The following is a 19,845-nucleotide window of genomic DNA, read 5'->3' on the forward strand; positions in this document are numbered from 1 at the left end:
AGTGATATCCGGGAGACAGACGGCGGGTGCTAAGGTCCGTCGTCAAAAGGGAAACAGCCCTGACCTACAGCTAAGGTCCCCAAGTTATCACTAAGTGGGAAAGCATGTGGAAATCCCAAAACAACCAGGAGGTTGGCTTAGAAGCAGCCATCCTTTAAAGAAAGCGTAACAGCTCACTGGTCTAAACAAGGGTTTCTGCGGCGAAGATGTAACGGGGCTCAAGTGATACACCGAAGCTTAGGGTGTGGCGCAAGCCACGCGGTAGCGGAGCGTTCCGTAAGCCTGTGAAGCGATCTGGTAATGGGTCGTGGAGGTATCGGAAGTGCGAATGCAGACATGAGTAGCGATAAAGAGGGTGAGATGCCCTCTCGCCGAAAGACCAAGGGTTCCTGCGCAAGGCTAATCCGCGCAGGGTGAGCCGGCCCCTAAGACGAGCCCGAAGGGGGTAGTCGATGGGAACCACGTTAATATTCGTGGGCCTGGTGGTGTGTGACGGATGGTGTGAGTTGTTCGGCCTTAACGGATTGGCCGGGCTTCGAAACTGTTCCAGGAAATAGCCCCACCGTATAGACCGTACCCGAAACCGACACAGGTGGTCAGGTAGAGTATACCAAGGCGCTTGAGAGAAGTGTCCTGAAGGAACTCGGCAAATTGCCTCCGTACCTTCGGAAGAAGGAGGCCCAGCATAAGCGCAAGCTCTTGCTGGGGGCACAGGCCAGGGGGTAGCGACTGTTTAGCAAAAACACAGGGCTCTGCTAAGTCGGCTTCAAGACGACGTATAGGGCCTGACGCCTGCCCGGTGCCTGAAGGTTAAGTGGAGGGGTGCAAGCTCTGAAATGAAGCCCAGGTAAACGGCGGCCGTAACTATAACGGTCCTAAGGTAGCGAAATTCCTTGTCGGGTAAGTTCCGACCTGCACGAATGGCGTAACGACTTCCCCACTGTCTCCAGGACATGCTCAGCGAAATTGAATTCTCCGTGAAGATGCGGAGTACCCGCGGTTAGACGGAAAGACCCCGTGCACCTTTACTGCAGCTTCAGAGTGGCATTAGGAAAGAACTGTGTAGCATAGGTGGGAGGCTTTGAAGCGTTGGCGCCAGCCGGCGTGGAGCCATAGGTGAAATACCACCCTGTTGTTTTCTGATGTCTAACCTCGCACCGTTAGCCGGTGCAGGGACCCTCTGTGGCGGGTAGTTTGACTGGGGCGGTCGCCTCCTAAAGAGTAACGGAGGCGCGCGATGGTGGGCTCAGGCCGGTTGGAAACCGGCTGTTAGAGTGCAATGGCATAAGCCCGCCTGACTGCGAGACTGACAAGTCGAGCAGAGACGAAAGTCGGTCATAGTGATCCGGTGGTCCCTCGTGGAAGGGCCATCGCTCAACGGATAAAAGGTACGCCGGGGATAACAGGCTGATAACCCCCAAGAGCTCATATCGACGGGGTTGTTTGGCACCTCGATGTCGACTCATCACATCCTGGGGCTGGAGCAGGTCCCAAGGGTTTGGCTGTTCGCCAATTAAAGTGGTACGTGAGTTGGGTTCAGAACGTCGCGAGACAGTTTGGTCCCTATCTGCCGTGGGCGTCGAAATTTGAGAGGAGTTGACCCTAGTACGAGAGGACCGGGTTGAACGTACCTCTGGTGTACCTGTCGTCGTGCCAACGGCGCAGCAGGGTAGCTATGTACGGACGGGATAACCGCTGAAAGCATCTAAGCGGGAAGCCTCCCTCAAGATAAGATTTCATAGGACGGTGAAAGACCATCACCTTGATAGATCGGATGTGGAAGTGCGGTAACGCATGGAGCTAACCGATACTAATTGTCCTAGTCGCGCTTGAGAGTTACACACCATCAATGACAACCTTGGGTTGCATGAGGCGGATGATACACTCCCAGCTGAAACAATAAGTGCACGCATCGATTTTGAACCAACCGGGGATCCGATGGCCCGCCGCAAGGCAATCGCCAGACGACCCTCGGCACTCCCGCATCGAAGTCCCACTTCGATGCGAGATTCATCCGCCCGCTCCATTGCCTGGTGGCTATAGCGTCGGTGTCCCACCCGATCCCATCCCGAACTCGGCCGTGAAACCCGACTGCGCCAATGGTACTATCGCTCAAGCGATGGAAGAGTAGGTCGTCGCCAGGCATTGTAGCCGGCGGATGAATATACAAGAACCCATTCACACACCCTCTCCCACAGAGAGGCACACCGTGCCGGGCACAACCCCGCACAACACCCAGTGTCGCGGGGTGGAGCAGCCCGGTAGCTCGTCAGGCTCATAACCTGAAGGTCACAGGTTCAAATCCTGTCCCCGCAACCATCCCAAAACACCACCAATGCCCCAGCCCCCACGGCCCGGGGCTTTCGTGCGTTTCGAGTGCCCGGCCTCACCCCAGCAGCCGCTCCCGCTGCTGCTCCACCCGCGCGATCAGCCAACTCTGGAACGCCTGGACGCGGGCGAGGCGGCGTGTGTCCTGGTGGGTGACGATCCAGAAGGTGCGGCGGATCTGCCGTTCGGGCAGCACCGGTACGAGATCGGCGGACGCGTCGCCGATGAAGCGCGGCAGCACGCCGATCCCGGCCGCCGCCGCGATCAGCCGATATTGCGCGTTGATGCTCGAACTGCGCAGCGTCGGTTCGAGCCCCTCGCCGATCTCGTCGAGATACCGCAATTCCGGCGCATAGAGCAGGTCGGGAATATAGCCGATCAGCGGCAGTCCGGCGAGCGCGGCGACCGAGTCGATCGGCGGGCGCTCGGCCAGGAAGCGGGGATTGGCATAGAGGCGCAGGCTGTAGTCGGCGAGCTTGCGGCTGACCACCGGACCCGACCGGGGGCGGGCGAGCAGGATCGCCATATCGGCTTCACGCCGGGAGGGGTTGAGGAAGCCGCTGGTCGCGGCGAGGTCGATGGTCAGTTGCGGGTGCTCGGCGGTGAAGGCGCGGAGCAGCGGCGCGACGATCCAGGTGCCGAACCCCTCCGACACGCTGACCCTGAGCAGCCCGGTGATCCCGCCGGCATCGGGCTGGCGCTGGATCGGCTCGGCGGCACGTTGCATCGCGCGCACCTGAGCAAGCAGCCGCTCGCCGGCGCTGGTCGGCAGGTGGCCGCTGCGCGATTGTTCGAACAACGTCTGGCCGAGCCGCTTCTCGAGCCGCCGCAGCCGCCGCCCCATCGTCGAGGCGTCCACCCCCATCACCTGCGCGGCGCGCGCGAGCTGGCCGCTTTCGGCAATCGCCAGAAAGGATTGCAGGTCGCTCCACGGCAGGGCGGCCGGGCCGTGCGTTTTTGCAGGTTCGGATTGCATAAACGCTGCTTGCTTGCACGCAGGCAGGGGTGCAGGCAAGCGACCAAGGAGAGAAAGATGCGCGCAATCGACCATGTCATCGTCGGGCAGGGCGGCTCTGCCGGCGGCCGCACCGCGTCGGTGTTCGATCCCAACACCGGTCAGGTCCAGGCGGAGGTGCGGCTCGGCGGCAGCGCCGATCTCGATCGCGCGGTGGCCGCGGCGCAGGCGGCGCAACCCGCGTGGGCGGCGACCAATCCGCAACGGCGTGCGCGCGTGATGTTCCGCTTCAAGGAGCTGGTCGAGCGCGACATGGATTCGCTCGCGGCGCTGCTCTCGTCGGAACACGGCAAGGTGATCGCCGACAGCAAGGGCGATATCCAGCGCGGGCTCGAGGTGATCGAATTCTGCTGCGGCATTCCGCACGTGCTCAAGGGCGAATATACCCAGGGCGCCGGGCCGGGGATCGACGTCTATTCGATGCGCCAGCCGATCGGCATCGGCGCCGGCATCACGCCGTTCAACTTCCCGGCGATGATCCCGCTGTGGATGTCCGGCGTCGCGATTGCCACCGGCAACGCCTTCATCCTCAAGCCGTCGGAGCGCGATCCGAGCGTGCCGGTGCGGCTCGCCGAACTGTTCCGCGAGGCGGGGCTGCCCGAGGGCATCCTGCAGGTCGTGCATGGCGACAAGGAGATGGTCGACGCGATCCTCGATCATCCCGCCATCGGTGCGGTCAGCTTCGTCGGCTCGTCCGACATCGCGCATTACGTCTATCGGCGCGGCGTCGCGGCGGGCAAGCGCGTCCAGGCGATGGGCGGCGCCAAGAACCACGGCATCGTCATGCCCGACGCCGACCTCGATCAGGTCGTCGCCGATCTCGCCGGCGCGGCCTTCGGCTCGGCGGGCGAGCGCTGTATGGCGCTGCCGGTGGTGGTGCCGGTCGGCGAGCGCACCGCCGAGGCGTTGCGCGCCAAGCTGGTCCCGGCGATCGATGCGCTGCGCGTCGGCGTCTCGACCGATGCGGAGGCGCATTACGGCCCGGTCGTCACCGCGCAGCATCGCGATCGGATCGAGCAATGGATCCAGACCGGCGTCGACGAGGGCGCCGAGCTGGTCGTCGACGGCCGCGGCTTCGCGTTGCAGGGGCACGAGCAGGGCTTCTTCATCGGCCCGAGCCTGTTCGACCATGTCACGCCGACGATGCGCGCCTATCAGGAGGAGATCTTCGGCCCGGTGCTGCAGATCGTCCGCGCGCCCGATTTCGAGACGGCGGTGCAGCTGCCGAGCGAGCATCAATATGGCAATGGCGTCGCCATCTTCACCCGCAACGGTCATGCCGCCCGCGAATTCGCGGCGCGCGTTAACGTCGGCATGGTCGGGATCAACGTGCCGATCCCGGTGCCGGTCGCCTATCACACCTTCGGCGGCTGGAAGCGGTCGGCGTTCGGCGACACCAACCAGCACGGTATGGAGGGCGTCAAATTCTGGACCAAGGTCAAGACGGTGACGCAGCGCTGGCCGGACGGTATGGGAGCGGGCAGCGGCGGCGACCTGCCGCGCGGCAGCGAGGATGGCGGCCCGAGCCGCATCCAGGACGCTTTCGTCATCCCGACAATGGGCTAACAGCATGACCATCGGCCAGTTCGACCTCACCGACGACCAGCGCGAGATCCAGGAGCTCGCGCGCCGCTTCACCGCCGACCGGATCACCCCGTTCGCCGGCGAGTGGGACGAGCAGCACATCTTCCCGCGCGACACGATCAAGGCGGCGGCGGAGCTCGGCTTCGGCGCGATCTACGTGTCCGAGGAGTCGGGCGGGATCGCGCTCGGCCGGCTGGAAGCGGCGCTGATCATGGAGGCGATGGCCTATGGCTGCCCGTCGACCAGTGCGTTCATCTCGATCCACAATATGGCCTCGTGGATGATCGACCGGTTCGGCAGCGCGACGGTCAAGGGCAAGTATTTGCCCGCGCTCGTCACGATGGACCAGCTCGCCAGTTACTGTCTGACCGAGCCGGGCTCGGGATCGGACGCCGCCGCGCTCAAGACGCGCGCGGTGCGCGACGGCGATCATTATGTCGTCACCGGCTCCAAACAGTTCATCTCGGGCGCGGGCGAGAACGAAGTCTATGTGACGATGGTCCGCACCGGCGAGGACGGGCCGCGCGGGATTTCGGCGCTGGTCATCGAGCGCGACATGCCGGGGGTGAGCTTCGGTGCCAACGAGCGCAAGCTCGGCTGGCATTCGCAGCCGACGCGACAGGTGACGTTCGACGGCGTGCGCGTGCCGGTCGAGAATCTCGTCGGCCACGAAGGCGAGGGGTTCCGCATCGCGATGAGCGGGCTCGACGGCGGCCGGCTCAACATCGGCGCGTGCAGCCTCGGCGGCGCGCAGCGCTGCCTCGACGAGGCGGTCCGCTATACCAGGGACCGGCGGCAGTTCGGCAAGGCGATCGCCGACTTCCAGGCGACGCAATTCACGCTCGCCGACATGGCGACCGAGCTGGAGGCGGCGCGCGCGCTGCTCTACGTCGCCGCGGCCAAGGTGACGGGCGAGGCGCCCGACAAGACGCGCTTCGCGGCGATGGCCAAGCGGCTCGCCACCGATACCGGGTCGAGCGTCGTCGACCGGGCGCTGCAACTGCACGGCGGCTACGGCTATCTGATGGACTATCCGATCGAGCGTTTCTGGCGCGACCTGCGCGTCCATTCGATCCTCGAAGGCACCAATCAGGTGATGCGGATGATCGTCGGGCGGGAATTGGTGCGGGAATGATCGGGCGCGCGCATGTCCTCCCCGTGCCGGGGAGGAACAAGTGAGTGATGTCATCACCGAAGTGGCCGGCGGCGTCGGCCGGCTGCGGCTCAATCGCCCGCAGGCGCTGCATGCGCTGACGCTCGACATGTGCACCGAGATGGCCGGGGCGCTCGATCGCTGGCGCGACGATCCGCAGATCGCCGCGGTGCTGCTCGACCACGCGCCGGCGCCGGACGGCGACGCGAAACGGTCGCGCGGCTTCTGTGCCGGCGGCGACATCCGCCTGCTCAGCGAGAGCGGGGCGGGGGACGGCGCAGCGGCGCGGAACTTCTTCCTGACCGAATATCGGCTCAACCATCAGCTCTTCACCTATGGCAAGCCGGTGGTCGCGGTGATGGACGGGATCACGATGGGCGGCGGCGTCGGCATCGCCTGCCCGTGCCGCTATCGGGTCGCGACCGAGAATACCAAGCTGGCGATGCCCGAGACGGGAATCGGCCTGTTCCCCGACGTCGGCGGCGGCTGGTATCTGTCGCGGCTGCCGGGGCGGATCGGCCATTACGTCGCGCTCACCGGGCACCGGCTGGACGGCGCGGAATGCGTCGGGCTGGGGCTGGCGACGCATTACGTGCCCAGCGCGCGGCTCGATACGCTCAAGGCGGCACTGATCGCGCGGCCGGAGGCGGTCGCGGCTATCCTCGCCGAACAGGCCGTCGAGCCGGGGGCCGCACGGATCCTGGATCATGCCGCCGCGATCGACCGACTGTTCGCCGCCGACCGGCTCGAGGACATTTTCGCCGCGCTCGCCGACGATCCGAGCGCGTTCGCGCAGCAGACGCTGGCGACGTTGCGCACCAAATCGCCGCTGGCGATGAAGGTCAGCCTGCGGCTGCTTTACGACGGCGCCGCCATGCCCGATTTCGCCGCGGAGATGCGGCAGGAATATGCGGTGGCGACGCGCATGGTACAGCAGCCCGACTTTCTCGAAGGCGTGCGCGCGGTGATCGTCGACAAGGATCAGGCGCCGCGCTGGCAGGCGGACACGCCTGCGGCGGTCAACGACGAGGCGGTGGCGCGCATCTTCGCACCGCTGCCGGCGGACGAGGCGTGGACGCCGGGCTGAGCGGCGCAGGCAAAACAGAGGAGAGACGAATGGCGCGGATCGGTTTCATCGGCCTCGGCAACATGGGCAGCGGCATGGCCGCCAATCTGGCGGCGAAGGGCCATGATGTCGCGGCCTATGACCTGTCCGCCGAGGCGCTGGCACGGGCCGAAGCCGCGGGCTGCCGCGTCGCCGCCGATGCCGCTGCGGCGGTCGACGGTGCCGAAATGGTGGTGACGATGCTCCCCGCGGGCCGCTTCGTCGAACAGGTCTATGCGGACAGCGTCTTCGCTGCCTGTCCGCCGGGCGCGCTGCTGATCGACTGTTCGACGATCGACGTCGCCACCGCGCGGCGCGTCGCCGCCGCGGCGGAGGAGCGCGGGCTGGTCGCGGTCGATGCGCCGGTGTCGGGCGGGATCGCCGCGGCGCAGGCGGGGACGCTGACCTTCATGGTCGGCGGGCCCGACGCCGCTTATGCGCGTGCCGAGCCGATCCTGTCGGCGATGGGCAAGGCGGTGATCCACGCCGGCGGCAATGGCGCGGGGCAGGCCGCCAAGATCTGCAACAACATGATCCTCGGCGCGACGATGATCGCGACGTGCGAGGCCTTCGCGCTCGCCGAACGGCTCGGGCTCGACGCCCAGGCCTTCTACGATATCGCCAGCGTGTCGTCGGGGCAGAGCTGGTCGATGACGAGCTATTGCCCGGTGCCCGGGGTGGGGCCGGCATCGCCCGCCGACCGGGATTATCAGGGCGGGTTCGCCGCGGCGCTGATGCTCAAGGACCTGCGGCTCGCGATGGAGGCGGCGCGGAGCGTCGGCGCGAGCACGCCGATCGGCGAGCAGGCCGAACGGCTTTACGCCCGCTTCGTCGAGGATGGCGCGGCGACCAAGGATTTCTCCGGGATCATCACCACGCTGCGTTGATCGCCGCCGCGTTGAAGAAAAGCGCGAAACATATGCGCGCTATATGCCTTTGCCGGGAATCGATCTCGATTTGCTACGCGACGTGCGCCTAATCGCACACCCCTGAAGGCGCCGTCACGGGACGGGCGCCGCCAATAAGGGGTGTTGCGATGAACTTGCGTCATATGGCCGTGGTAGCGGCGATGGTGGCGTATCCGGCGGGCGCGGCGGCGCAGGACGTCGCCAAGCCGTCGAGCCCGCAGGCGATCGCCGAACCGCCGACCACGCCGGTCAGGCCGATCACGGTGACCGGCAGCGTATCGGTGCAGAGCGACTATCGGCTGCGCGGCGTGTCGCAGAGCGACGACCGGCCGGCGGTGCAGGGATCGCTGACGATCGCGCACGACAGCGGCCTGCACGTCGGCACCTTCGCGTCGAACCTCGCCGGCTGGGGAACGTTCGGCGGCTCCAACCTCGAACTCGATGCGATCGGCGGCTACAAGCACGCCTTCGGCAGCGCGACGGTCGATGCAGGGCTGACCTGGTACATGTATCCGGGCGGCGCCAGCAAGACCGACTATGCCGAGCTGTTCGCCAAGCTGTCCGGCACCAGCGGGCCGGCGACCCTGCTCGCCGGCGTTGCTTATGCACCGAGCCAGCAGGCGCTCGGCCGATGGTATGACACCGGCGCCGAGGCGGCGGCGGGCGTCTACACGCATCCCGGCGCCAGCCACGACAATCTCTACCTATGGGGCGACGGCGGCGTCGCGGTGCCGCGGACGCCGATCACCGCCAAGGCGCATATCGGCTATTCCCGCGGCAATCGCGGGCTCGGCCCCAATGCGACCAGCGCCGCGCCGACCGGCGCCTATTGGGACTGGCAGCTCGGTGCCGATTACGCGATCCGCAACACGCCGCTGACCGTCAACCTCAGCTGGATCGATACCGACATCTCGCGGCGTGAGGCGGCCTATCTGCAGCCGAGCTTCAGCAAGGGGCAGGACGGCCGCGGGTCGATCGCCGGTTCGACGCTGTTCGCCTCGCTCACCGCAGCCTTCTGAAAAGGAACGACCGATGCAGGATCTGATGTGGATCGCGATCATGGTCGGACTGGTGGCGGCGACGCTCGCCTATGTCCGCCTGTGCGACAATGCGTGAGGGAGCTGACATGACGCTCGACCTCTGGCTGGCGGCGCTGACCGCGCTCGGCCTTCTCGTCTATCTGGTGGCGGTGCTGATCCGCCCCGAACGCTTCTGAAGGAGGCGGTGCGATGACCTTGCAGGGCTGGATCCTGATCCTCGGCTTCGTCGGCATCTTGCTGGCGCTCGCCAAACCCGTCGGCCTGTGGCTGTTCGCCCTGTACGAAGGGCGGCGCACGCCGCTGCACGTCGTGCTCGGTCCGGTCGAGCGCGGCTTCTACGCGCTCGCCGGCGTCGATCCGCAGCAGGAGCAGGGCTGGCGGCGCTATGCCGTCCACATGCTGCTGTTCAACGCGGTGCTGATGCTGTTCACCTATGCGGTGCTCCGCGTGCAGGGGATGCTGCCCGGCAATCCCCAGCATCTCGCCGCGGTGGGCGAGCATCTGTCGTTCAACACGGCAATCAGCTTCACCACCAACACCAACTGGCAGAGCTACGGCGGCGAGAGCACGATGTCGAACCTCAGCCAGATGCTGGGGCTGACCATCCACAATTTCCTGTCCTCGGCGACGGGGATCGCGCTCGCCTTCGCGCTGTTCCGCGGTTTCGCGCGGCGCGAGGCGAAGACGGTGGGCAATTTCTGGGCCGACGTGACCCGCATCACGCTCTACCTGCTGCTGCCGCTCTGCATCGTCCTGACCCTCGTCTACATCGCCGGCGGCGTGCCGCAGACGCTCGCCGGGGTGGTCGATGTCTCCACGCTGGAGGGCGCGAAACAGTCGATCCTGCTCGGGCCCGTCGCCAGCCAGGAGGCGATCAAGATGCTCGGCACCAACGGCGGTGGCTTCTTCAACGCCAATAGCGCGCATCCGTTCGAGAATCCGACCGCCTTCACCAACATGGTGCAGATGCTGTCGATCTTCGTGCTCGGCGTCGGCCTGACCTGGTGCTTCGGCAAGGCGGTGGGCAATCCGCGGCAGGGCTGGGCGATCCTGGCGGCGATGATGATCCTGTTCCTCGCCGGCACTTCCGTCACCTATTGGGCGGAGGCCGCGGGCAATCCGGTGCTCCACCAGCTCGGCGTCGCCGGCGGCAATATGGAGGGCAAGGAGGTGCGCTTCGGCATCGCCGCCTCGGCGCTCTTCTCCGTGATCACGACCGCGGCGTCGTGCGGTGCGGTCAATGCGATGCACGACAGCTTCACCGCGCTCGGCGGCCTCGTCCCGCTGTTCAACATGCAATTGGGCGAGATCGTCGTCGGCGGCGTCGGCGCGGGCATCTACGGCTTCCTGCTGTTCGCGATCCTCGCGGTGTTCGTCGCCGGGCTGATGGTCGGCCGCACGCCCGAATATGTCGGCAAGAAGATCGAGAGCCGCGAGGTCAAGCTCGCGGTGCTGGCGATCGCAGTGCTGCCGCTCGTCATCCTCGGCCTCGCCGCGATATCCTGCGTGCTGCAACAGGGGCTGGCGGGGCCGCTCAACAAGGGGCCGCACGGCTTTTCGGAGATCCTCTACGCCTTCACCAGCGCGGTCGCGAACAACGGGTCCGCCTTCGCCGGCCTGACCGCCAACACGCCCTATTACAACGGGCTGCTCGGCGTCGCCATGTGGATCGGCCGGTTCTTCATCATCGTGCCGGTGCTGGCGATCGCCGGCAGCCTCGCCGCCAAGAAATACACGCCGGAAAGCGCGGGCTCGTTCCCGACCACCGGCGGCCTGTGGGTGGGGCTGCTCGTCGGCGTCATCCTGGTGCTGGGCGGCCTCACCTTCCTGCCGAGCCTCGCGCTCGGTCCGATCGCCGATCATCTCGCGATGATCCGCGGCCAGCTGTTCTAACGGGGGCCATCATGGCGAATACCCAGACCAAGAGCCTGTTCACCGCCGACCTCGTCGTCCCGGCGATCAAGGCGTCGTTCGTCAAGCTCAATCCCAGGGAGCTGATCCGCAACCCGGTAATGTTCGTCACCGCCGCGGTCGCCGCGCTGATGACGGTGCTGCTCGCCATCGGCCATGACGGGCTCGGCATCGGCTTCAAGCTGCAACTCGTCGTCTGGCTGTGGCTGACGGTGCTGTTCGGCACCTTCGCCGAGGCGCTGGCGGAAGGGCGCGGCAAGGCGCAGGCCGCCTCGCTGCGCGCGACCAAGGCGGACCTGACCGCGAAGCGGCTCAAGGGCGACGGCCGCCAGTATGACGATGTGCTCGCCAGCCAGCTCAAGGTCGGCGACATCGTGCTGGTCGAGACCAACGACCTGATCCCCTCGGACGGCGAGGTCGTCGCCGGTGTCGCCTCGGTCAACGAGGCGGCGATCACCGGCGAGAGCGCGCCGGTGATCCGCGAGGCGGGCGGCGATCGCTCTGCGGTGACCGCGGGCACGCGCGTCATCTCCGACGAGATCCGCGTCCAGGTGACGGTGGAGCCGGGCAAGGGCTTCCTCGACCGGATGATCGCGCTGGTCGAGGGCGCCGAGCGGCAGAAGACCCCCAATGAGGTGGCGCTGACGCTGCTGCTCGTCGGGCTGACGATCATCTTCCTGATCGCGGTCGCGACCATCCCGGGCTTTGCCGCTTATGCCGGTGGCAGCATCCCGGTGGCGATCCTCGCCGCGCTGCTCATCACGCTGATCCCGACGACGATCGCGGCGTTGCTGTCGGCGATCGGCATCGCCGGCATGGACCGGCTGGTGCGCTTCAACGTGCTCGCCAAATCGGGACGCGCGGTCGAGGCGGCGGGCGATATCGACGTGCTGCTGCTCGACAAGACCGGGACGATCACCGTCGGCGACCGGCAGGCATCGGAGTTCCGCGCGGTCGGCGGCGCCGGCGAGGCGGAACTGGCCGAAGCGGCGCTGCTCGCCAGCCTCGCCGACGAGACGCCCGAGGGGCGGTCGATCGTGCTGCTCGCCCGCGAACGCTTCCGCGTCACCACCACCGCCCTGCCGGACGGGGCCGAGGTCATCCCCTTCACCGCGCAGACGCGCATTTCCGGCGTGCGGAGCGGCGGCACGCTGATCCAGAAGGGCGCGGTCGATTCGATCCTGCGCGCCAATGCGGGCGCGGGTGAAACGGCCGCGGCGACCGAGCTGCGCCGCATCACCGACGAGATCGCACGCGCCGGCGGCACGCCGCTGGCGGTGGCGCGCGACGGCCGCCTGCTCGGCGCGATCTTCCTCAAGGACGTGGTCAAGGCGGGCATCCGCGAGCGCTTCGGCGAGCTGCGCACGATGGGCATCCGCACCGTGATGATCACCGGCGACAACCCGCTGACCGCCGCGGCGATCGCGGCCGAGGCGGGGGTGGACGACTTCCTCGCCCAGGCGACGCCGGAGGACAAATTGGCGCTGATCCGCCAGGAGCAGACCGGCGGGCGGCTGGTGGCGATGTGCGGAGACGGCACCAACGACGCGCCTGCGCTGGCGCAGGCCGATGTCGGCGTGGCGATGAACACCGGCACGCAGGCGGCGCGCGAGGCGGGCAATATGGTCGACCTCGACAGCGATCCGACCAAGCTGATCGAGGTGGTCGGGCTCGGCAAGCAGCTGCTGATGACGCGCGGCGCGCTCACCACCTTCTCGGTGGCGAACGACGTGGCGAAATATTTCGCGATCATCCCGGCGATGTTCGTCGCGCTCTATCCCGGCCTCGGCGTGCTCAACGTGATGGGGCTGGCGACGCCGCAGTCGGCGATCCTCAGCGCGATCATCTTCAACGCGCTGATCATCCCGCTGCTGGTGCCGCTGGCGCTCAAGGGCGTAACGTACAAGCCGATGGCGGCCGGGCCGCTGCTGGCGCGCAACCTCGCGGTCTATGGCCTGGGCGGGCTGCTCGCGCCGTTCGTCGGCATCAAGCTCATCGACCTCGTCGTCGGCGGCCTCGGGCTGGCGTGATCTGAACACGGGAAAGCCCCTCCCCTGACGGGGAGGGGCTGAAGGTAGGGAATCGTACAATGAACACAGACATCACTACCGCCGTCCGTCCGGCGATCGTCCTGACGATCCTGTTCGCGATCCTGCTCGGGCTGGTCTATCCTCTTGCGATGACGGGCATCGGACAGGCGATCTTCCCCAGCCAGGCAAACGGCAGCCTCGTCCGTGACGGCGGCGGCCGCGTGATCGGCTCGACCGTCGTCGGTCAGGCGTTCACCAGCGACCGCTATTTCCAGACGCGCCCCTCCGCGGCGGGCAAGGGCTATGACGGGCTCGCCTCGTCGGGGTCGAATTACGGCCCGACCAGCCAGGCGCTCGCCGACCGTGTGAAGGCGGATGTCGCCAGGCGGCGCGGCGAGGGCGTGGAAAATATGCCCGCCGACCTGCTCACCGCGAGCGGGTCGGGCCTCGATCCCGATCTGTCGCCGGCGGCGGCGCTGGCGCAGGCGCCGCGGGTCGCCCGGGTGCGCGGACTGCCGGTCGCGCGCGTCGCGGCGCTGGTCGCACCGCTGACCGAGGATTCCCCGCTCGGCGACCGCCACGTCAACGTGCTCGCGCTCAATCAGGCGCTCGACCGCATGACGCGCCGATGAGGAGCGACGGCTGATGGCGGCCGCGCCGCCGCGCCCCGATCCCGACGCCTTGCTGCGCGCCGCGGTGCAGGAGGGGCGCGGGCGGCTCAAGATCTTCCTCGGCGCCGCGCCCGGCGTCGGCAAGACCTATGAGATGCTGTCCGAAGGCGCGGCGCGGCGGCGCGACGGGGTCGACGTCGTCATCGGCGTGGTCGAGACGCACGGGCGCGCCGAGACCGAGGCGCTGACCCGCGGGCAGGAGATCGTCGCGCGCCGCGCCGTTCCCTATGAGGGGCGGACGCTGCACGAGATGGACCTCGACGCCATCCTCGCGCGTGCGCCGCGGCTGGTGCTGGTCGACGAACTGGCGCACACCAACGCGCCCGGCAGCCGCCATCCGAAACGCTATCAGGATGTCGAGGAACTGCTTGCCGCGGGGATCGACGTCTATTCGACCGTCAACATCCAGCACGTCGAAAGCCTCAACGACGTCGTCGCCAGCTTTACCCGCGTGCGGGTCCGCGAGACGGTGCCCGACAGCGTGCTTGAACAGGCCGAGATCGAGGTCGTCGACATCCCGCCCGACGAGCTGATCGAGCGGCTCAAGGCGGGCAAGGTCTATCTGCCGCACGAGGCGACGCGCGCGCTCGGCCATTTCTTCTCCAAGTCGAACCTGTCGGCGTTGCGCGAACTGGCGCTGCGCCGCGCCGCGCAGGCGGTCGACGCGCGGATGCTCGACGACGTGCGGGCGCTGGGGCTCGGCGGCACCTGGGCGGGGAGCGACCGGATCGTCGTCGCGATCAACGAACTGCCCGGTGCCGACGGACTGGTGCGCGCCGCCAAGCGCGTCGCCGACAGCCTGCGCGCGCCCTGGACCGCCCTGTTCGTCGAAACGCCGCGCGCCGCGCAGCTCAGCGACGCGCAACATGCCCGCGTCGCCGCGACGATGACGCTGGCGACGCAATTGGGCGCAGCGGTGGCGACCGTGCCGGCGACCAACGTCGTCGCGGGCATCCAGAGCTTCCTCGCCGATGCGCGCGCGACGCAATTGGTGCTCGGCAAGTCGCGGCGCTCGCGCTGGTTCGAACTGCGCCACGGATCGGTGGTCGACCGGGTGATCCGCGACACGCCCGACGTGACGGTGCACGTGCTGCCGATGTCGGGCGGCGCCAGCGAACCGCGCGGCCGGCGCAAGCCCGCCCGCTGGGGCACGCCGCTCGGCTATGGCGTGACGACCGCGCTGGTCGCGGCGGTGACGCTGGTCGCGAGCGCGCTGTTCCACGTCCTCGACCTCGGCAACGTCGCCTTGCTCTATCTGTTGCCGGTGATGGCGGCGGCGAGCCTGTTCGGTCTGCGCACCGGCCTCTATGCCGGCATCGCCTCCAGCCTCGCCTATAATTTCGTCTTCCTGCCGCCGGTCGGCACGCTGACCATCAGCAATCCCGAGAATGTCGTCTCGGTCGTCGTGCTGCTCGGCATCGCGGTGGCGACCAGCCAGCTCACCGCGCGGGTGCGCGCGCAGGCGGACCTCGCCGCGGCGAGCGCGCGGACCAATGCGACGCTCGCCGGCTTCCTGCGCCAGATCGCCGCGGTCAGCGATCTCGACGCCGCCGCGCGGATGATCTGCGACGACGTCCGCCGGCTGCTCGGCGTGCAGGTGGTGCTGCTCGGCCGCGGGCATGGCGCGCAGCTCGACCTGCTCGCCGCGACCGATCCCGCTTATGCACTGAATACGATGGACAATGCCGCCGCAAACTGGGCGTTCGATACCGGCAATGCCGCCGGCAAGGGATCGAACACGCTCGCCGCCTCGGAATGGCTGTTCCAGCCGCTCAAGGCCGGCGAGCGCGTGCTCGGCGTGCTCGGCGTCGCCAGCGAGAGCGGGCGCAATCCGGTGCGCGCCGACCAGCTGCCGCTGCTCAGCAGCCTGATCGACCAATCGGCGCTGGTGCTCGAACGGTTGCGGCTGCAGGCGGAGATGCGCGACGTAGACGTGGTGCGGACCCGCGACCGGCTGCGCGCGGCGCTGCTGTCGTCGGTGAGCCACGACCTGCGCACGCCGCTCACCGCGGTGATCGCGGCGGCGGCGCAGCTCCACCACGAGGTCAGCCCCGAGCTGATCGCGACGATCGAGGGCGAGGCGGCGCGGCTCAACCGCTTCGTCGCCAATCTGCTCGACATGGCGCGGGTCGAGGCGGGGGCGATCAAGCTCAACGTCGAGGCGATCGACCTCAGCGATGCGGTGACCGGCGCCGCGCACGATGCCCGCCGCGCGCTCGAAGGGCATGACGTGCGGCTCGACGTGCCGCCCGACCTGCCGCTGATCCGTGCCGATCCGCAATTGCTCCACCATTGCCTGCTCAACCTGCTCGACAATGCCGGGCGCTACGGCGATCCCGGCACCGCGATCGTCATCGAGGGGCGCAACCGGTTCGGTGAGGTGCGGCTCGCCGTGCTCGATCACGGTCCCGGCCTGCCGCCGGGGCGCGAGAGCGAGGTGTTCGAGACCTTCACCCGTCTGGAGGGGTCGGATCGCGCCGCCGGCGGCACCGGCCTTGGCCTGGCGATCGTCAAGGCGTTCGCCGAAGCGATGGGGATGATGGTCGAGGCACGCAATCGTCCCGACGGCGCGGGCGCGGCCTTTGCGCTGATCTTCCCCAGCGCGCTGGTGCTGAGCGATCCCCCGAACGAAAGCCTGTCCTGATATGCCCGCGACGATCCTGGTGGTGGATGACGAGCCGGCGATCCGGCGGCTGCTGCGCAACACGTTGCTCCGCGCCGGTTATGCCGTGGTCGAGGCGGAGGATGGCCGCGCCGCGCTCCACATGGCGGCGGCGGAGCGGCCGGATGCGATCCTGCTCGACCTCGGCCTGCCCGATCGCGACGGACTCGGCGTCATCCCGCTGCTGCGCAAACAGGGCGATGCGGTGATCCTCATCGTCTCGGCGCGCGATGCGGTCGACGAGAAGGTGACGGCGCTGGATCTCGGCGCGAACGATTTCGTCACCAAGCCGTTCGATACCGAGGAGCTGCTCGCCCGGCTGCGCGTCGCGCTGCGGCATCGCGGACCGGCGGAGGCGGCGCCGCAGGTGGTGGAGCGCGGCGACCTGCGCATCGACCTCGATCGCCGGCTGGTCAGCCGCGGCGGCGAGCCGGTGCATCTGACGCGCAAGGAGCATGACGTGCTGGCGCTGCTGACCCGGCATATCGGGCGGATCGTCACGCATGAAAAGCTGCTCTCCGCCTGTTGGGGCGGCGACGACGATCCGCGCATCGAATATCTGCGCATCGTCATCCGCAACCTGCGCCAGAAGCTCGAAGCCCCCGACCCGGTCGGCAGCGTCATCGCCAACGAACTGGGCGTCGGCTACCGCCTGCGCAGCGACTGACCGGCGGCCGATGCCGCCATCCCTTCGGAACGACCGGCGATCGCCACTGGTTGGCACGATCCAACAACAGGATAGCGGTCATGCCGATCAAGGCGGTTCTTTTCGACATCGACGGTACGTTGGTGGACAGCAACGACATGCACGTGCTCGCCTGGGAACAGGCGTTTGCCGGCATCGGCGCGCAGTTCGACCGGCAGGTGCTGCACGAGCAGATCGGCAAGGGCACCGACAAATTGGTGCCGACCTTGCTCCCCGACCTCGACGACGCCGCGGTCGAGGCGCTGGGCGATGCGCATGGCGCGATCTTCAAGCGGCTCTATCTCGAATCGGTGCAGCCGTTCGCGCACGCCTCGGATTTGCTGCGGCACGTCGATGCGCAGGGGCAGCGGGTGGTGCTGGCGTCGTCGGCCTCGGGCGAGGAGCTCGACCATTATCTCAAGCTGCTCGATGCCGAGACGCTGGTGAGCGGGACGACGAGCAGCGACGATGTCGCCGAGACCAAGCCCGCACCCGACATCTTCGCCGCCGCGCTCGACACGCTGGAAGGCGTCACCGCGGCGGAGGCGGTGGTGATCGGCGACACGCCCTATGACATGGACGCGGCGGTGCAATGCGGCATGGCGGCCGTGGCGGTGCGATCGGGCGGATTCAGCGACGATCAGCTCACCGAGGCGGGCGCGACCGCGATCTACGACGATGTCGCCGCGGTGCTGCGCGATTATGCCGGATCGCCGCTCGCTCCGACGCGCGGGGACTGAGCGCGCCGCCACGCACCAGGGTGCCGGTGGTCAGGCGGCCATCCGGAGGCGCAGATAGGCGGGGTCGAACTCGCCCTCATGCTGCAACCGGCGCAGATCGGGGATCGACACTGTACGCCCGTCGGTGACGACGAAGCCGTCGCCGCGCAGCTCCTGCATCATCCGGTTTACGTGGACCGAGGTCAGACCGAGCACGTCACCGAGCTGCTCCTGGGTCAGTGCCATGTCGAAACTGCCGTCATTGATCCCCTGCCGCCCGCAGCGCGCGCTGAGCTCGCAGAGCAGATGCGCGAGCCGCCGTCGCGCGCTCAGCCGCCCGTTGCACACCATCCACCGGCCGAGGATCGCATGATCCTTGAGGGCGATGTCGAGGAACAGCCGCGCGATCGCGGGATAGTCGTCGGCGAGCGCCGCGGCATGCTGGCGACCGATGGCAAGCACCTTGAGCGCCGAGAGCGCACGGATGCCGTGGCCGGCCCGGTGCGCGGCGAGCGCATCGACATTGGCGACATCGCCCGGAAAGATCAGCGCCGACAGCTGGCGCAGGCCGTCGCGGGTGATCGCATAGCGGCACGCCCAGCCTTCGACGATCAGATACAGATGCTGCGACGTCGCGCTCTCACGCAGCAGATCGGCGCCGGCCCGCACATGCTGGACCGACGAGGTGACGTCGGCGAGCGCCTGCCGTTCGTCCTCGCCGAGCAGCGACAGGACGCCGATCGCGGCGTCGGTGTGCGCCCGCCCGGCGATACGCTGTTGCAGCAGGCTTTCTTCAAACATGGCGTCGTTCGCGCCCGGTGACCTCGCCGATCCGCTGCAGATAGGCGGCCGCCAGTTGCCGATGCGCGCAATGCGCCTCGGGGCTGCTTGCCCTGCGGGCCCGTTCGCGCTCGACGACGACGCGGTTCCTGAAATAGTCGAGATCGCCGTCTGCCATGATCCGTCTCCCGTTCCACTCAGGGGCGAAGGAAATCCTTCTGCCACGCGCGCGCCGGATTCGACTGGCGAGTGACGTAGTTGATGTAGATAGGACGGTGTCGCCAATCCTTGCGCTCGCGCAGCTTGACCGGCGATCCGGCGCACATTTACACCGTTCGGGCGACATGATTTCGTGCGGGCGATCGGCGCTGATGTGGATCAGGGCAACATCTTGCACTTGTCTGCCACGCTAGCGGAGTTCGCCTTGCCTGGCGTCGATAGGGTGATCGACTGCCGGATAATCGATCAGATCGCCGACGCGATCACGGACCGCCGGGTCGCCGGACAGGGTGCGTTCGAGGTGGAGGTAATTGGCGGAGAAGCGACCGATCCTCATCAGCCGCGGCGGATCGACCACGGTGAGGCGACGGCTGCGCAATGCGATCAACCCCTCCTCGCGAAAGCGTTGCAGCACGCGGTTGACGTGCGTCGGGGTGAATCCGGTGGCATCGGCGAGGTCGGTCTGGGTGATCGCGAAGTCGAACGTCTCGCCGTCGGTCTGGCCGACCATCCGGTAGCGCAACAGCATTTCGTAGAGCAGATGGGCGAGCCGCTCGGTGGCGTCGCGGCGGCCGTGGTCGACGATCCGTTCGCGCAGCACGGCCAGGTCGGTCATCGTCCCCCACCACAAGGCTTCGGACACGCGCGACACCTCGCGCAGCAGCGTCTTCATCTCCCCGGCCGGGATCATCGCCGTCGTGCACGGCGCCAGCGCGCCGATCGCATGATCCATCCGCTTGAGCACGAAGATCTCCGCGTCGCACAGGTCGCCGGGGACGAGGAAGGCCATGATCTGCCGCTCTCCGTCCGGCAGGATGGTGTAGCGGCAGGCGATGCCGCTGAGCAGCACGTGGCAGTGATCCGAATGGGCCCCCTCGGCGATGATGTCCGCATGCACGGCGTGGGAACGCTGTCGCCCGACCAGCAGCGCATCGAGCCGCGCGCGCTCATGCGGGGTAAAGCGGGTGAATTGCTCCATCTTCATCGCCCAGGGGTTGATCATGCGACTCTCCATCGCGGCGGCCGATCATCCGG

General features: G+C 67.6%; 16 protein-coding genes, 1 tRNA gene and 2 rRNA genes (1 of these 19 cut by a window edge). 15 read left to right on the top strand and 4 right to left on the bottom strand.

The window, feature by feature from the left end; all coding sequences use genetic code 11:
- From PBN85_RS03150 to PBN85_RS03160, 3 genes are all read left to right on the top strand, one after another.
- A 23S ribosomal RNA gene (locus PBN85_RS03150) occupies positions 1 to 1,834 on the top strand; it begins 983 nt to the left of the window's first position.
- Between the two features lie 195 nt (positions 1,835 to 2,029).
- Positions 2,030 to 2,144, top strand: a 5S ribosomal RNA gene (gene rrf, locus PBN85_RS03155).
- A 98-nt stretch (positions 2,145 to 2,242) separates the two neighbouring features.
- Positions 2,243 to 2,319, top strand: a tRNA-Met gene (locus PBN85_RS03160).
- Positions 2,320 to 2,386: 67 nt separating this feature from the next.
- Here PBN85_RS03160 and PBN85_RS03165 read toward each other — a convergent pair.
- On the bottom strand, positions 2,387 to 3,304 hold the full coding sequence (locus PBN85_RS03165) for a LysR family transcriptional regulator (RefSeq protein WP_271300130.1): 918 nt from the start codon (positions 3,302 to 3,304) through the stop codon (positions 2,387 to 2,389).
- Positions 3,305 to 3,361: 57 nt separating this feature from the next.
- Here PBN85_RS03165 and PBN85_RS03170 point away from each other — a divergent pair, with 57 nt between their 5' ends.
- The 12 genes from PBN85_RS03170 (at position 3,362) to PBN85_RS03225 (ending at position 17,832) form a co-directional block, all read left to right on the top strand.
- A complete protein-coding gene (locus PBN85_RS03170; protein WP_271300131.1) occupies positions 3,362 to 4,909 on the top strand; it encodes a CoA-acylating methylmalonate-semialdehyde dehydrogenase in 1,548 nt (515 codons plus the stop codon).
- A gap of 4 nt (positions 4,910 to 4,913) precedes the next feature.
- Positions 4,914 to 6,062 (top strand): acyl-CoA dehydrogenase family protein, encoded by a 1,149-nt coding sequence (locus PBN85_RS03175; protein ID WP_271300132.1) that lies wholly within the window; start codon positions 4,914 to 4,916, stop codon positions 6,060 to 6,062.
- A 40-nt stretch (positions 6,063 to 6,102) separates the two neighbouring features.
- Positions 6,103 to 7,167: an enoyl-CoA hydratase/isomerase family protein gene (locus PBN85_RS03180; RefSeq protein ID WP_271300133.1), complete on the top strand. Its 1,065-nt coding sequence runs from the start codon at positions 6,103 to 6,105 to the stop codon at positions 7,165 to 7,167.
- Positions 7,168 to 7,196: 29 nt separating this feature from the next.
- Positions 7,197 to 8,072, top strand: coding sequence for a 3-hydroxyisobutyrate dehydrogenase (mmsB, locus tag PBN85_RS03185; RefSeq protein WP_271300134.1), 876 nt, complete (start codon positions 7,197 to 7,199; stop codon positions 8,070 to 8,072).
- A 149-nt stretch (positions 8,073 to 8,221) separates the two neighbouring features.
- Positions 8,222 to 9,112, top strand: a complete 891-nt coding sequence (locus PBN85_RS03190) for a TorF family putative porin (RefSeq protein ID WP_271300135.1) — start codon at positions 8,222 to 8,224, stop codon at positions 9,110 to 9,112.
- Between the two features lie 107 nt (positions 9,113 to 9,219).
- Entirely contained in the window at positions 9,220 to 9,309 is a 90-nt protein-coding gene (gene kdpF / locus PBN85_RS03195; RefSeq protein ID WP_037531783.1) for a K(+)-transporting ATPase subunit F, read from the top strand.
- A 13-nt stretch (positions 9,310 to 9,322) separates the two neighbouring features.
- Entirely contained in the window at positions 9,323 to 11,026 is a 1,704-nt protein-coding gene (kdpA, locus tag PBN85_RS03200; RefSeq protein ID WP_271300136.1) for a potassium-transporting ATPase subunit KdpA, read from the top strand.
- An 11-nt stretch (positions 11,027 to 11,037) separates the two neighbouring features.
- Complete coding sequence (gene kdpB, locus PBN85_RS03205; protein WP_271300137.1) at positions 11,038 to 13,074, top strand: potassium-transporting ATPase subunit KdpB; 2,037 nt, start codon at positions 11,038 to 11,040, stop codon at positions 13,072 to 13,074.
- A gap of 59 nt (positions 13,075 to 13,133) precedes the next feature.
- Positions 13,134 to 13,706, top strand: a complete 573-nt coding sequence (kdpC, locus tag PBN85_RS03210) for a potassium-transporting ATPase subunit KdpC (protein ID WP_271300138.1) — start codon at positions 13,134 to 13,136, stop codon at positions 13,704 to 13,706.
- A gap of 13 nt (positions 13,707 to 13,719) precedes the next feature.
- Positions 13,720 to 16,389: a sensor histidine kinase gene (locus PBN85_RS03215; protein WP_271300139.1), complete on the top strand. Its 2,670-nt coding sequence runs from the start codon at positions 13,720 to 13,722 to the stop codon at positions 16,387 to 16,389.
- A 1-nt stretch (position 16,390) separates the two neighbouring features.
- On the top strand, positions 16,391 to 17,074 hold the full coding sequence (locus tag PBN85_RS03220; RefSeq protein WP_271300140.1) for a response regulator transcription factor: 684 nt from the start codon (positions 16,391 to 16,393) through the stop codon (positions 17,072 to 17,074).
- An 80-nt stretch (positions 17,075 to 17,154) separates the two neighbouring features.
- On the top strand, positions 17,155 to 17,832 hold the full coding sequence (locus PBN85_RS03225; protein ID WP_271300141.1) for an HAD family hydrolase: 678 nt from the start codon (positions 17,155 to 17,157) through the stop codon (positions 17,830 to 17,832).
- A 30-nt stretch (positions 17,833 to 17,862) separates the two neighbouring features.
- On the opposite strand, the gene PBN85_RS03230 is transcribed toward PBN85_RS03225, so the two are convergent.
- The 3 genes from PBN85_RS03230 to PBN85_RS03240 form a co-directional block, all read right to left on the bottom strand.
- The gene (locus PBN85_RS03230; protein WP_051583739.1) at positions 17,863 to 18,612 is read right to left on the bottom strand and encodes a Crp/Fnr family transcriptional regulator; all 750 of its coding nucleotides are present in this window, start codon (positions 18,610 to 18,612) and stop codon (positions 17,863 to 17,865) included.
- Complete coding sequence (locus tag PBN85_RS03235) at positions 18,605 to 18,769, bottom strand: hypothetical protein (protein WP_153810812.1); 165 nt, start codon at positions 18,767 to 18,769, stop codon at positions 18,605 to 18,607. The genes PBN85_RS03230 and PBN85_RS03235 overlap by 8 nt, the downstream gene beginning before the upstream one ends.
- Positions 18,770 to 19,000: 231 nt before the next feature.
- The gene (locus tag PBN85_RS03240; protein WP_271300142.1) at positions 19,001 to 19,813 is read right to left on the bottom strand and encodes a Crp/Fnr family transcriptional regulator; all 813 of its coding nucleotides are present in this window, start codon (positions 19,811 to 19,813) and stop codon (positions 19,001 to 19,003) included.
- Positions 19,814 to 19,845 lie beyond the last annotated feature (32 nt).

Origin of the sequence: Sphingomonas sp. CV7422 (genome assembly GCF_027945725.1) — a bacterium.
Classification (GTDB): Bacteria; Pseudomonadota; Alphaproteobacteria; order Sphingomonadales; family Sphingomonadaceae; genus Sphingomonas; species Sphingomonas kyungheensis.

What these genes read in the sequence shown, in the direction of transcription:
- PBN85_RS03165 (WP_271300130.1), bottom strand. Translation starts at nt 3,304, where the DNA reads ATGCAATCCGAACCTGCAAAAACGCACGGCCCGGCCGCCCTGCCGTGG.
- PBN85_RS03170 (WP_271300131.1), top strand. Translation starts at nt 3,362, where the DNA reads ATGCGCGCAATCGACCATGTCATCGTCGGGCAGGGCGGCTCTGCCGGC.
- PBN85_RS03175 (WP_271300132.1), top strand. Translation starts at nt 4,914, where the DNA reads ATGACCATCGGCCAGTTCGACCTCACCGACGACCAGCGCGAGATCCAG.
- mmsB (WP_271300134.1), top strand. Translation starts at nt 7,197, where the DNA reads ATGGCGCGGATCGGTTTCATCGGCCTCGGCAACATGGGCAGCGGCATG.
- PBN85_RS03190 (WP_271300135.1), top strand. Translation starts at nt 8,222, where the DNA reads ATGAACTTGCGTCATATGGCCGTGGTAGCGGCGATGGTGGCGTATCCG.
- kdpF (WP_037531783.1), top strand. Translation starts at nt 9,220, where the DNA reads ATGACGCTCGACCTCTGGCTGGCGGCGCTGACCGCGCTCGGCCTTCTC.
- kdpA (WP_271300136.1), top strand. Translation starts at nt 9,323, where the DNA reads ATGACCTTGCAGGGCTGGATCCTGATCCTCGGCTTCGTCGGCATCTTG.
- kdpB (WP_271300137.1), top strand. Translation starts at nt 11,038, where the DNA reads ATGGCGAATACCCAGACCAAGAGCCTGTTCACCGCCGACCTCGTCGTC.
- kdpC (WP_271300138.1), top strand. Translation starts at nt 13,134, where the DNA reads ATGAACACAGACATCACTACCGCCGTCCGTCCGGCGATCGTCCTGACG.
- PBN85_RS03215 (WP_271300139.1), top strand. Translation starts at nt 13,720, where the DNA reads ATGGCGGCCGCGCCGCCGCGCCCCGATCCCGACGCCTTGCTGCGCGCC.
- PBN85_RS03220 (WP_271300140.1), top strand. Translation starts at nt 16,391, where the DNA reads ATGCCCGCGACGATCCTGGTGGTGGATGACGAGCCGGCGATCCGGCGG.
- PBN85_RS03225 (WP_271300141.1), top strand. Translation starts at nt 17,155, where the DNA reads ATGCCGATCAAGGCGGTTCTTTTCGACATCGACGGTACGTTGGTGGAC.
- PBN85_RS03230 (WP_051583739.1), bottom strand. Translation starts at nt 18,612, where the DNA reads ATGTTTGAAGAAAGCCTGCTGCAACAGCGTATCGCCGGGCGGGCGCAC.
- PBN85_RS03235 (WP_153810812.1), bottom strand. Translation starts at nt 18,769, where the DNA reads ATGGCAGACGGCGATCTCGACTATTTCAGGAACCGCGTCGTCGTCGAG.
- PBN85_RS03240 (WP_271300142.1), bottom strand. Translation starts at nt 19,813, where the DNA reads ATGATCAACCCCTGGGCGATGAAGATGGAGCAATTCACCCGCTTTACC.